The organism is Sinisalibacter aestuarii, assembly GCF_027923545.1.
In the GTDB taxonomy this organism is placed as follows: Bacteria; Pseudomonadota; Alphaproteobacteria; order Rhodobacterales; family Rhodobacteraceae; genus Sinisalibacter; species Sinisalibacter aestuarii.
Window position 1 is genome coordinate 263,169 of sequence record NZ_BROH01000002.1, and the last position, 11,883, is coordinate 275,051.

The 11,883-nt window shown below is 64.3% G+C and carries 12 protein-coding genes; 2 read left to right on the plus strand and 10 right to left on the minus strand.

The genetic code is table 11. From position 1 onward, the window contains the following. Positions 1–34: 34 nt before the first annotated feature. From QMG28_RS06185 to QMG28_RS06220, 8 genes are all read right to left on the minus strand, one after another. Entirely contained in the window at positions 35–877 is an 843-nt protein-coding gene (locus QMG28_RS06185; RefSeq protein WP_281841344.1) for a class I SAM-dependent methyltransferase, read from the minus strand. A 99-nt stretch (positions 878–976) separates the two neighbouring features. Beyond that, the gene (locus tag QMG28_RS06190; protein ID WP_434784427.1) at positions 977–1,969 is read right to left on the minus strand and encodes an ABC transporter substrate-binding protein; all 993 of its coding nucleotides are present in this window, start codon (positions 1,967–1,969) and stop codon (positions 977–979) included. Between the two features lie 31 nt (positions 1,970–2,000). Beyond that, positions 2,001–2,846, minus strand: coding sequence for an ABC transporter permease (locus QMG28_RS06195; RefSeq protein ID WP_281841345.1), 846 nt, complete (start codon positions 2,844–2,846; stop codon positions 2,001–2,003). Next, on the minus strand, positions 2,843–3,718 hold the full coding sequence (locus QMG28_RS06200; RefSeq protein ID WP_281841346.1) for an ABC transporter permease: 876 nt from the start codon (positions 3,716–3,718) through the stop codon (positions 2,843–2,845). Before QMG28_RS06200 ends, QMG28_RS06195 begins: the two co-directional genes overlap by 4 nt. Positions 3,719–3,757: 39 nt before the next feature. After that, entirely contained in the window at positions 3,758–4,543 is a 786-nt protein-coding gene (locus QMG28_RS06205) for an ABC transporter ATP-binding protein (protein ID WP_434784429.1), read from the minus strand. A gap of 5 nt (positions 4,544–4,548) precedes the next feature. Further along, the gene (hydA, locus tag QMG28_RS06210; protein ID WP_281841347.1) at positions 4,549–6,006 is read right to left on the minus strand and encodes a dihydropyrimidinase; all 1,458 of its coding nucleotides are present in this window, start codon (positions 6,004–6,006) and stop codon (positions 4,549–4,551) included. A gap of 52 nt (positions 6,007–6,058) precedes the next feature. Beyond that, entirely contained in the window at positions 6,059–6,484 is a 426-nt protein-coding gene (locus QMG28_RS06215) for a hypothetical protein (protein ID WP_281841348.1), read from the minus strand. Continuing rightward, a complete protein-coding gene (locus tag QMG28_RS06220) occupies positions 6,481–7,737 on the minus strand; it encodes a Zn-dependent hydrolase (protein WP_281841349.1) in 1,257 nt (418 codons plus the stop codon). The genes QMG28_RS06215 and QMG28_RS06220 overlap by 4 nt, the downstream gene beginning before the upstream one ends. 693 nt (positions 7,738–8,430) lie before the next feature. Here QMG28_RS06220 and QMG28_RS06225 point away from each other — a divergent pair. Together QMG28_RS06225 and QMG28_RS06230 are read left to right on the plus strand one after the other, a co-directional pair. Beyond that, a complete protein-coding gene (locus QMG28_RS06225; RefSeq protein ID WP_281841350.1) occupies positions 8,431–9,402 on the plus strand; it encodes a response regulator in 972 nt (323 codons plus the stop codon). A 19-nt stretch (positions 9,403–9,421) separates the two neighbouring features. Further along, the gene (locus QMG28_RS06230) at positions 9,422–9,781 is read left to right on the plus strand and encodes an Hpt domain-containing protein (protein ID WP_281841351.1); all 360 of its coding nucleotides are present in this window, start codon (positions 9,422–9,424) and stop codon (positions 9,779–9,781) included. A gap of 19 nt (positions 9,782–9,800) precedes the next feature. Here QMG28_RS06230 and QMG28_RS06235 read toward each other — a convergent pair whose 3' ends face one another. Together QMG28_RS06235 and QMG28_RS06240 are read right to left on the minus strand one after the other, a co-directional pair. Continuing rightward, entirely contained in the window at positions 9,801–10,190 is a 390-nt protein-coding gene (locus QMG28_RS06235; protein WP_281841352.1) for a response regulator, read from the minus strand. Between the two features lie 73 nt (positions 10,191–10,263). After that, complete coding sequence (locus tag QMG28_RS06240) at positions 10,264–11,835, minus strand: sensor histidine kinase (protein WP_281841353.1); 1,572 nt, start codon at positions 11,833–11,835, stop codon at positions 10,264–10,266. Positions 11,836–11,883 lie beyond the last annotated feature (48 nt).

Genomic DNA, 11,883 nt, shown 5'->3' on the forward strand with positions numbered 1-11,883 from the left:
TCGCGGGGTCGGACGGGCGGTGCCATGCACCCGGTCATGTCGTGCAGGTAAAAAGGTTGACCACGGCGGGCACGACGACGGCGCCATCGGTTTCAAACGGCGCGAACGCCGTCGCAACGGCATCTTCGATGGCGGCCTCGTCGTCGCGCGTACCGCGATGCGCCTTCATGATCCGCGCCGCGGGCCCAACCCGGCTGGCGGCGGCGGCGCCGGGAATGCCGTTGGGGGGCGTCAGCACGATCTCGACCGGTGCCGCCGAAATGTCGAACAGTCCGGCCTCGTGCATGAGCGCGGCAACGCGAGCGGCATCCTGAAAGGCGGTTGGCCCTGGCGCGTTGGGATCGGCATTCGGCGCGGGCCCGAGGCGCGCTTCGGCTGCAATCCTGGGCAAGAGAAACCACGGGTTGATGTCCGTGCCCGCCCAGCTCACGAAGGCCATCCGCCCGCCCGGCGCCATCGCACCGGCAAGGTTGCGCAACCCCGCGACGGTATCGGAGAAAAAGCTCATCCCGATCCGTGATACCAGAACGCCAAACGGTGGACCGTCGAAGACATGGCTTTGCGCATCAGCCAGAAGGAATGCCGCGTTCCCGATGCCGAGGCGCCGGGCGCGGTCACGGGCACGATCCAGCAGCGGCGCTGAAATGTCGACACCCAGAACCTCACCGGCCGGAACGCGGTGGGCGGCTCCAAGCGTGCTCGCGCCGGTGCCGCAGCCAATGTCGAGCACCCGGTCCGATGCCTGAATTTCCGCGGCATCGAGCATCATGCCGAGCATACCCGACATGGCGGTGTCGAGCGCCTCTTCGTGCTCGATCCACTTCAACCCTGCCGCCGAAGCCCAATACTCGGCTTGCGTCCGGTTTGCCTCTGTCATGATCCCTCTCCTGTTGCGCGGGGGCAGGATACCACGATCCGGGCCGGCACAAAAAAGGCCCCGCCGGAGCGGGGCCTTTCCTGAAACAGCAAGGCGAGATTACTGCAGCGCCGCGTCGGTAACATCGAGCGTATAGGCGCCTTCCGGCTCGGTCGTGATCGCCGGGTTGTCGGGCGAAATCGCCGAGAGCAGCGTCGCCACCGTCTGCTCGTAATCGGCCGGGTCAAGCGCGCCGTTGGAACCGGCGGTGAGCTTGGCGACTTCGCCCATCATGTATTGCTGGTGCTCCAGCGTCTGGGCGCCGCTCTCGTCGTTGTCGATCACGATCTGCGCGGCTTCGTCGGGGTTCTCCTCGGCGTATTTCCAGCCCTTCATAGAGGCCCGCACGAAGCGCACCATCTTGTCGAAGAAGGCCGGGTCCTGCAGGCTCTCTTCCAGCACGTAAAGCCCGTCTTCGAGCATCCCCACGCCTTCGTCGAGGTAGTTGAAGGTGACGAGATCGTCGGCGCTGATCCCGGCATCGAGCACCTGGCCGTATTCGTTATAGGTCATCACCGAAATACAATCGGCCTGTTTTTGCAGGAGCGGATCAACGTTGAACCCCTGTTTCAGCACCGTGACGCCATCGTCGCCGCCCTCGGTCGGGATGCCCAGCTTGGCCATCCAGGCGTAGAACGGATATTCGTTGCCGAAGAACCACACGCCGAGCGTGCGGCCGGGGAAGTCGGCAGGCGACTCGACACCGCTTTCCTTCAGGCAGGTGAGCTGCAGCCCGCCCTGCTTGAACGGCTGGGCAATGTTGATCAGCGGCACACCCCGCTCGCGCGCTGCGAGGCCCGCGGCCATCCAGGTGGTGATCACATCGGCCCCACCGCCGGAAATCACCGATTCGGGCGCGATATCGGGGCCGCCCGGCTTGATCGTGACGTTCAGGTCTTCCTCGTCGTAAAAGCCCTTGTCGAGCGCCACGTAATAGCCGGCGAACTGCGCCTGCGTCACCCATTTGAGCTGCAGCGTCACGTCATCGGCGGCGAAAGCCCCGCTTACCATGAAGCCCAGCGCGGCGGCGGCTCCTGTCAGTTTCTTCATCATGGTCTGTCTCCCAGTTGGTGGCGTTATTTGGTTAGTTTCTTTGTGACGGGTGCCAGAAGGTCACCGCCCTTTCGACCATCGCGACAGCGCCGTAGAACGCCGACCCGGCGAGCGCCGCGACAGTGATTTCCGCCCAGACCATATCAAGCCCGAGCGTCCCGACCGCGGTCGAAATCCGAAATCCCATACCCTTGATCGGACTGCCGAAAAATTCAGCCACAATCGCGCCGATCAAGGCAAGCGTTGTCGCGATTTTGAGCCCGTTGAAAACCGCCGGCATCGCCGCCGGCAGGCGCAGTTTGAACAATGTTTGCCAATAGCTCGCCGACCAGGTGGCCATCAGGTCGCGCTGCATCTTGCCGGTATCGGCAAGGCCCTGCACCGTGTTGACCAGCATGGGGAAAAAGACCATCGCCACCACCACGGCGGCCTTCGACTGCCAGTCGAAGCCGAACCACATCACGAGGATCGGGGCGGTGCCCACGATCGGCAGCGCGGCGATGAAATTGCCCACCGGCAAAAGCCCGCGCTTGAGAAAGAGCGACCGGTCGATCAGCACGGCGGTGACGAAGGCCGCCCCGGTGCCGATCAGGTAGCCGGTGAGCGCCCCCTTCACCACCGTCTGCACGAAGTCGATCCAGAGCAGATCGAGCGATGCGGCGAAGCGCGTGGCGATCGCCGAGGGCGCGGGCAGGATGACCATGGGCACGTTCAGCCCCCGCACCAGCCCTTCCCAGACCACGATCACCGTCACCCCGAAGATCGCGGGCACGGCCAGGCGCACGGCCCGCGAGCCGGACCAGCGCGACTTCGCCAGCCAGTTGTTGAACAGATAGGCGGCGAGCCAGAAGGCAAGGGAGAGGATCACGAGCGTCATTGTTCCATCCCCATCCGCCTGAGCATGAGCCGTTCGATCAGCCCGACGATCCCCACCAAAGCGGCCGCCAGCAGCGCGGCGGCGAAGAGCGCCGACCAGATCTGGATCGTCTGGCCATAATAGCTCCCGCTCAGCATCCGCGCGCCAAGGCCGCGCACCGCGCCGGTGGGCAGTTCGCCGACGATGGCGCCGACCAGCGCGGCGGCGATGCCGATCTTCAGCGCCGTGAAGAAATAGGGCATCGACGAGGGCAGCCTGAGCTTCCAGAAGCTGTTGTTGCGGCTGGCATTATAGGTCTGCAGCAGGTCGAGCTGGCTGGCATTGGGGCTGCGCAGCCCTTTCACCATGCCGACCACGACCGGGAAGAACGACAGATAGGCCGAGATGATCGCCTTCGGCACCAATCCCTGTACGCCCACCGAGTTCAGCACGACGATGATCATCGGTGCGATGGCGAGGATCGGGATGGTCTGGCTGGCGATGGCCCAGGGCATCACCGCCATATCCATCGCCCGGTTGTAGACGATACCGACGGCCAGCAGGATGCCCGCCGCGGTGCCGATGGCGAAGCCCAGCAGCGTGGCCGAGAGCGTGTACCAGGCATGCAGGATCAGCGAGCGGTTCGAAAGCCCCCGGCCCGCCAGCACCATGTCGCCCGTCGAGTTCCACAGCTCCACCACCACCTGATGCGGCGCGGGAAGGCGCGGGCGATCCTGGCTCAGCGTGTCGGCGATCAGCTCGGAGGTGGTGAGCGTGGTGTCGGCGCGCGCCGCCTGATCGCGCGCCCATTGCGCATTCATCGGGATCGCGGCGGCATACCAGATCAGCACGATGGCCACGACAACGGTGAGGATCGGCAGAACCGACTTCATGTCACCCCTCCCCGGCCCGGGGCCGGCTGTATCCGCGCGTCACTCGTCATAGGCATGCCCCGCTCTCAGCCCCTCGCGCACCCGGTGGGCGATGGCCAGAAATTCCGGCGTATCGCGGATTTCCAGCGGCCGCTCGCGGGGCAGCGTCGAGTCGATCACATCGGTGATCCGGCCCGGACGCGGGCTCATCACCACGATCTTGGTCGAGAGATAGACCGCCTCGGGGATCGAATGGGTGACGAAGCCGATGGTCTTTTCGGTGCGCGCCCAGAGTGCGAGGAGCTGTTCGTTGAGGTGATCGCGCACGATCTCGTCCAGCGCGCCGAAAGGTTCGTCCATCAGCAGCAGATCGGCGTCGAAGGCCAGCGCCCGGGCGATGCTCGCACGCTGCTGCATGCCGCCCGACAATTGCCAGGGGAACTTCTTGCCGAAGCCTTCGAGGTCGACGAGCCTCAGCACCTCCTCCACCCGCTTTTCCATCTCCGCGCGCGGATAGCCCATGATCTCCAGCGGCAGCTTGATATTACGCGCGATGCTGCGCCACGGGTAAAGCCCGGCCGCCTGAAACACATAGCCATAGGCCCGGTTGCGCCGTGCCTCGTCGGGGCTCATCCCGTTCACGGTGATCGTGCCGCCGGTGGGATGCTCCAGCGCCGCGATCACCCGCAGAAAGGTGGTCTTGCCGCAGCCCGACGGGCCGATGAAGCTGACGAATTCGCCCTTGTTGATTTCCAGGTCCACGCCCTTCAGGGCATGGACCGGGCCGTCATTGGTCTGGAAGGTAAGATCCAGACCGTCGGCCTTGATGACCGGTTCCGTCGTCACGTGGGTTATACCCCCGTCGCCGGAATGCCGGTCCGCTGCACCGGCTGCGGCGCGGTCAGCGCCTTCCACTTCGACAGCGCCTTGTTGACGGTCGCGTTCGGCTCGCGGGCGACGAATTGGCCGTGGCCCTCGCGGGTGCGCACCTCGCCGTCATGGATCGCCACGTGGCCGCGCGACAGGGTGAAGCGTGGCAGGCCCTTCACCTTGTGGCCCTCGAACACGTTGTAGTCGATGCTCGATTGCTGGCCCACGGCGGAGATGGTCTTTTCCTTCTCCGGATCCCAGACCACGATATCGGCGTCGGCGCCGACCAGGATCGCGCCCTTCTGCGGGTAGCAGTTGAGGATCTTGGCGATGTTGGTCGAGGTGACGGCGACGAATTCGTTCATCGTCAGCCGCCCGGTGGCGACGCCGTTGGTCCAGAGCATCGGCATCCGGTCTTCCAGCCCGCCGGTGCCGTTCGGGATCTTGGTGAAATCGCCCACGCCGTAGCGTTTCTGCTCGGTGGTGAAGGCGCAATGATCGGTCGCCACCACGCTGAGCGAGCCCGATTGCAACCCCGCCCAGAGGCTGTCCTGATGCTTCTTGTTGCGGAACGGGGGCGACATGACGCGCCGCGCCGCATGGTCCCAGTCCTGGTTGAAATACTCGCTTTCATCGAGGGTGAGGTGCTGGATCAGCGGCTCGCCCCAGACCCGCTTGCCCTGCATCCGCGCCCGGCGGATCGCCTCGTGGCTTTCCTCGCAACTCACATGCACCACGTAGAGCGGCGCGCCGGCCATGTCGGCGATCATGATCGCGCGGTTGGTGGCCTCGCCCTCCACCTGGCTGGGGCGGCTATAGGCATGGGCTTCCGGCCCGGTATTGCCCTCGGCGAGCAGCCGGGCCGACAGTTCCGCCACCACATCGCCGTTCTCGGCATGAACCAGCGGTGTGGCCCCGAGTTCGGCCAGCCGCGAGAACGAGGCGAACAGCTCGTCATCGTTCACCATCAGCGCGCCCTTATAGGCGAGGAAGTGCTTGAAGGTGTTGATGCCCTTCTCTTTCACCACCGTTTCCATGTCGTTGAACACCTGCTCGCCCCACCAGGTCACCGCCATGTGGAAGGAGTAATCGGTGTTGGCCCGCGTCGCCTTGTTGTCCCAGCGCTTGAGCGCGTCGAGCAGGCTCTCGCCCTGGTTCGGCAGCGCGAAATCCACCACCATCGTGGTGCCGCCCGCCAGTGCCGCGCGGGTGCCGCTTTCGAAATCGTCCGAGGAATAGGTGCCCATGAAGGGCATCTCCAGATGCGTATGCGGGTCGATCCCGCCCGGCATCACGTAGCAGCCCGTCGCGTCCAGTTCCTCGTCGCCCCTCAGGCCCAGCCCGATCTCGACGATCTTGCCGCCCTCGATCAAGACGTCGGCCTTATAGGTCAGGTCGGCGGTCACGACTGTGCCGTTCTTGATGACCGTGGTGCTCATATCAGTCTCCCTGTTGGTCTTGTATTGCCCGTTTCCGGGCCCCCGGACACATTCAGCTCTCCGGGTAATCCGTTGAAAGCCCCGAAATATCCGGGGCTGCGGTTGTCGGGCACTTCCCGGCCAGAACCGCTGCAATCTGGCCAAGATAGCCGTGCAGCAGACCCGGCGCGTTGGCCTTTGAATAGGTCGGGTCGTCCATGCTCAACTCGCGTGTGTCGCGCAAGGCGATGATCGGCGCCTGTTCGGCCTGCGTCCAGCCCCCGTCTATGGCGTAATTGACGGCGATGCCGGCCGTGGTGGCTATCTGGACCGCCGCGAGACGCGGCTTGACCCGCTGGGTGCTCAGAAGGTCGGGCCATTTCTCGACCGCATCTTCAAGAATACCCGCCACCTCCGTGCAGCCCGCCGGATCGGCGGCAAAGGCAGCGGGCGGCGCACCGACCGCAAGCGCAAGCGCGATGAGGGCGGCGGCCCTCACTCCACGATCTCCGCCACTTCGAGCGCCGCATGCAGCAGCACATCGGCCCCGGCGGCGGCCCATTCCTTCGAGATATCCTCCGCCTCGTTATGCGAAAGCCCGTCGACGCAGGGGCACATGATCATCGCGGTCGGCGCCACCTGGTTGATCCAGCAGGCATCGTGGCCGGCGCCGGAGATGATATCGCGGTGCGAATAGCCCAGGCGCTCGGCGGCATTGCGCACGGCGGCCACGCAGGTCTCGTCGAACTTCACCGGGTCGAAGCCGCCGACCTTTTCGTAGTCGATCTCCAGCCCCATCTCCTTGGCGATCCTGTCGCCCTCGAAGCGCAGGCGCTGTTCCATGTCTTCGATCACCTCAAGCTCGGGGTGACGGAAATCGACGGTAAATACTGCCTTGCCGGGAATGACGTTGCGCGAGCAGGGGAACACTTCGATATGCCCTGCCGCGCCCACCGCGTTCGGCGCGTGCGAGAGCGCGATGGCATCCACCGCCTCCAGCACCCGCGCCATGCCAAGCCCGGCATTGCGGCGCATCGGCATCGGGGTGGAGCCGGTATGCGCCTCCTTGCCGGTGATTGTCACCTGCGTCCAGCTCAACCCCTGCCCGTGGGTGACCACGCCGATATCCTTGCCCTCGGCTTCGAGGATCGGCCCCTGCTCGATATGCAGCTCGAACATCGCGCGCATCTTGTCCTTGCGCGCACCCACCGGCTCATCGCCCTCCCAGCCGATCCGCTTGAGTTCGTCGCCGAAGCGCAGGCCCTCATGATCGACGCGGTCCTTCGCCCAATCCTCGGTATGGACACCGGCGAACACGCCCGAGGCCAGCATGGCCGGGGCAAAGCGCGTGCCCTCCTCGTTGGTCCAGTTCGTCACCACGATCGGATGTTTCGTCTTCACCCCGAGGTCGTTCAGCGTGCGCACCAGTTCCAGCCCGCCGAGCACGCCAAGCACGCCGTCATATTTGCCGCCGGTGGGCTGGGTATCGAGATGCGAGCCGACATAGACCGGCAGCGCCTCGGGGTCTTCGCCCGGCCGCTCGGCAAACATGTTGCCCATCGTGTCCACCCCCACAGAGCAGCCCGCCGCCTCGCACCATTGCCTGAACAGGGCGCGGCCCTCGCCATCGGCATCGGTCAGCGTCTGGCGGTTGTTGCCCCCCGCCACGCCGGGGCCGATCTTCGCCATCTCCATCAGGCTGTCCCACAGGCGGTCGGCGTTGATCTTGAGGTTTTCACCCGGGTGCGACATGACAACACTCCCCTGTTTTCACGGATTCGACGTGCGTAGTGTGGCAAACCTTGACCAATTGGGAAAATCTTTTCTTCACACCGAACCAAATCGCCCGCCGCTGCACAATCGGCAGGGCGCGGGCACCGGGCGTGGCGAAAAAACAGGCAGGCTGAAAACCGGTTTCGGGCCACCTGTTCGCGGTGCCGACCCGTCACCGAGCGCCGGGGGCGATGGCCTGCCCGCCGCAAGGATGCCACATGGCGGCGCTGACGGGCGACCGCTTTCATCGGCGGGATACGCCGAGGCCGCGCGGACAACGTGGAATTGCATGAGCGCGGCCGCCGGATCGGCGATCCCGCCTTCCCTGTGGCGGCATTGGGCGCGCCAGACGGCAGCATATCGCCGGGGTCGTTTCCAAAGGCGGATCGCGCGGCGCGGGTCCACGGTCAGGCCGGCCGGGCCTTGTTCTACAGGATATAGCGGCATGTTTTCGGGTCAGCCGCGAAAAGCAACCACATATTGTAGTTTGGGAGCCGAACACTCCGTTTCCATTCTCGCGACAGTCCCCCGGCATACCGGGCCTATTCCCGCAATTGTTTCGTATTGCAGCCTTATTGGCGCCACATTTCCCCCGGAGGTTGAACATGTCGTGTCGTGTTGTCCGCAAGAGTAAGCGGTTTTGCTACCCCTGGGACCACCGAGAGAAATCCAATGAAGATCCTCGCTGTCGATGACGAACCGCTGGTGCTGCGTTTGCTGGATGCGACGCTGAACGGCCTCGGCTACCACAACACATCGTTTGCCACGACCGCCGCACAGGCCCTGCACCTGCTCGAAAGCAGCAAAAGCCCCTATTCCTGCATCCTGCTCGATATCCGGATGCCGGGCATGGACGGGATCGAGCTGTGCCAGCAGATCCGCCGGATGCCGGCTTACAAGACCACCCCGATCATCATGCTGACCTCGCTGGCCGAGAAGGAATATATCGACGAGTCCTTCGCCAGCGGCGCGACCGACTATATGAACAAGCCCGTCGACGCGACCGAGCTTGCCGCCCGGCTGCGTGTCGCCCGGCTGATCCAGAACGAATACCAGCGCTCCGCCCATCTGGAAGAACTCAACCGCGCCCAGATCGAAGGCTTCCAGCCGATGGCGCCGTTCGACTTCGCCGAGCCGGTGCAGATCGACGATGTCTCGCGCGTGGTCAATTCGCGAGCGATGGAGAACTACCTGCGCCAGCTCGACCGGCTGGGATTGTTCAAGATCGGCGTGATCGGCTTTCAGATCCGTCATGCCGGCAGCCTGCACGCGGCGAATGCGCCCGAGGAATTCTACGGCATTCTTGCCGACGTTGCCGAGAGCATCTCGGAAAACACCCGCGAGGTGAACGCCCTGATCGCCTATCTCGGCAAGGGTTCCTTCGCCGCCGTCGTGCCGCGCGCCAGCCAGATCGACCGGCGCGACCTCGAAGCCGGGATCGCGGCAACGCTCTATGAATTCGAACTGGCCGATCTGGTGGACTCGACCTCCGACATCAAGGTATCGGTCGGCACGCAGATCAACGGCAGCGTGTTCGGCAACACGCCCGACAAGATGATTGACCTCGCGGTTCGCTCCGCGCAGGGCATGACGGAAAGCAAGCCCAAGGCGCTGGCCGCGCGGATCTGGTCGCTTGCCGGTTAAGTAGTGTATGGGAGGGGCCATGATCAATTCGCAGGAAACGGCAGCGTCGCATCTCGCCGCGGCGCTGGCAGAAATTCGGGCCCGCTTCATCAACGACCTCATTCCGCTCATCAACGAGATGGAGTACCAGCGCGTGGCGATGACCGACCCCGCGCTTGCACCCGAGGCGTTTTCGAGCCTGCAGCACGCCTCGCACAAGATCAGCGGCATGGCCGGCAGCGTCGGCTTTCCCGAACTGGGCGATCATGCCGCCAGGCTCGACGTGACCTTCACGAAGCTCCTGCGCGCACCCTATGACCATGCCGGCGTTCAGGCCGCGCTCGACCCGCTCGAAGCCTTTCTTTCACTGATGGAAGACATTCTGGACGAGGTGCTCTGAGCCCTCTTCCGGCGGCGCCTCAGGCGCTGCCGGAACGCGCCCAGATCTCGCGCAGCTGATCGGGCAGCGTCATCGGATCGAACGGCTTGATGACGATATCGGCCGCCCCCAGATCCCGCAGCTTCTGGTAATCCGCACTTGAGGCGCGCGCCGTCATGAAGATGATCGGGGTATCCGCCAGCGCATCTATTTCACGCAGGCGCACGAAGGTCTCTTCGCCGTCCAGATGGGGCATCATCACGTCGAGGATGATCAGGTCGGGATTGGCCGCCTCGGCCTTGTCGAGCGCTTCGACGCCGGAGGCGCATTGCTCCACATCGAACCGGCCGACCATCGAAAGGGACATCCGGACGATTTCGCGGATATCCGGCTCATCGTCGACGTGAAGAATGCGCTGCAAGGGTCTCATGCGGGAAAGATGCCCGCGCGGCGGCCAAAATCAAGCGAAAAAGTATACTTCGGCATAGGTTGGCGCACGGGTCTCAGGCGCTGGCCGCCATCGACCCGCGCGGTCGCGCCTCTTCGGCCAGAAGCGGCAGCGAGACGCGAAAGCAGGTGCCCTTCACAGGGCTCGTCTCAAACTCGATGGTGCCGCCCATGCGCTCGACCAGCGTCTTGACGATCGACAGGCCGAGGCCCGAGCTGTGCACCTTGCCCGGCTCGCCGCCCTTGGCCTGGGTGTACCGGTCGAACAGGATCGGCTGCAGGTCTTCCGGGATGCCATTGCCGTAGTCGCGCACATGCAGCACCGCCGTCGCCCCCTCGGCCCTGGCCCAGACTTTCACCGCGCTGCCGTCCGGCGAGAATTTGGCGGCGTTCGACATCAGGTTGGCCAGGATCTGCGCCATGGCGCCCTCATTGCCATTGATCCAGACATCCGGCTCATTGCCGGTATCGACGAACTCGATGCCAAGCTGCGCACCATAGCCGAGATTAGACGCGATCGCGCTCTCGACGGCATCCGAAAGGTTCATCGGCTGCAGCTCCGCGTTCGGAGCCCCCTCGCCCACCTTTTCGGCTTCGAGAATGTCGCGGATAAGCTCCAGCATCCGGTCGCTGTTGCGCAGCGCGATGCTGACGAGCGATTTCGCCTCCGTCGACATCGGGCCGAAGGTGCTCGCGTCGAGCAGGCCCAGCGCGCCCTTGATGCTGGTCAGCGGCGTGCGCAGTTCATGGGTGATGACCGAGACGAGGTGATTGCGTTCACGCTCCAGCTTCACGTTCTGCGACACGTCGCGGAACAGCGTGAGCACGCGCGGTTCGCCGCCGCCGACGCCGATATCGTAGGAACGCGCCTCGAAGGTGCGGCCCTGAACGGCGTTTTCGAGCATGACGGTGCCCTTGCCGTCCTGCGCGATACGTTTGCACATCACCATCATCGTCTCGCGGTCGGGCACGTAGAGCGTGTCCCACAGCGCTTTCGTCTCGGCCTGTTGCGCCGTCCAGCCGTGCTCATGCAGGGCAAATTCGTTCATGTAGACGATCTGGTAACTGCGCGGATCGTGCACGACCACGGCGTCCTGCATGTTGTTGAACGCCGAGGTAACGAGCTTTTCGTTCTTCTGGAGCTGGTCCTTGGTGATATCGACCCGCATCGAGAGATTCTTGACGTGCCGCCCGTGCTCGTCGATCAGCGGAACCACGGTTGTCTGGGTCAGTGCGGTGCTGCCATCGGCACGCAGGATCCGCGTTTCGCCCGACCAGATCTGGCCGCCGCGGGTGCCTTCGCGGATCGCATCCGAAACCGCAACATCCTCGGGATCGTAGAAATCGCGGAACGGCTGGCCGACCAGATCGGCGCGGCGATGGCCCAGCGTGCTCACGAATTTCTGGTTCACGTCGAGGATCAAGCCGTTGGTGTCGGTCACCGTCACGATCATCGATTCGTGCAGGGCCTTTTTCTGGAAGGCGATCTCAAGCTCGTGGCCACGCTCGATCTTGTCGCGAAAGGCCAGGATCTGGCGGGTGCGGATCACACCGAGCGTGGCCAGCGACAGCGAATTCAGCGTGAGTCCAAAGGCAAAAAGCCATCCAAGATCGCCAAAGCCAGACATACCCGTCCTCCATCTCAATCCAACAGGCGCATAAAGCCCCGAGAACGG

Coding starts and splice junctions, on each gene's coding strand:
- QMG28_RS06185 (WP_281841344.1), bottom strand. CDS start 877: ATGACAGAGGCAAACCGGACGCAAGCCGAGTATTGGGCTTCGGCGGCA.
- QMG28_RS06190 (WP_434784427.1), bottom strand. CDS start 1,969: ATGATGAAGAAACTGACAGGAGCCGCCGCCGCGCTGGGCTTCATGGTA.
- QMG28_RS06195 (WP_281841345.1), bottom strand. CDS start 2,846: ATGACGCTCGTGATCCTCTCCCTTGCCTTCTGGCTCGCCGCCTATCTG.
- QMG28_RS06200 (WP_281841346.1), bottom strand. CDS start 3,718: ATGAAGTCGGTTCTGCCGATCCTCACCGTTGTCGTGGCCATCGTGCTG.
- hydA (WP_281841347.1), bottom strand. CDS start 6,006: ATGAGCACCACGGTCATCAAGAACGGCACAGTCGTGACCGCCGACCTG.
- QMG28_RS06220 (WP_281841349.1), bottom strand. CDS start 7,737: ATGTCGCACCCGGGTGAAAACCTCAAGATCAACGCCGACCGCCTGTGG.
- QMG28_RS06225 (WP_281841350.1), top strand. CDS start 8,431: ATGAAGATCCTCGCTGTCGATGACGAACCGCTGGTGCTGCGTTTGCTG.
- QMG28_RS06230 (WP_281841351.1), top strand. CDS start 9,422: ATGATCAATTCGCAGGAAACGGCAGCGTCGCATCTCGCCGCGGCGCTG.
- QMG28_RS06235 (WP_281841352.1), bottom strand. CDS start 10,190: ATGAGACCCTTGCAGCGCATTCTTCACGTCGACGATGAGCCGGATATC.
- QMG28_RS06240 (WP_281841353.1), bottom strand. CDS start 11,835: ATGTCTGGCTTTGGCGATCTTGGATGGCTTTTTGCCTTTGGACTCACG.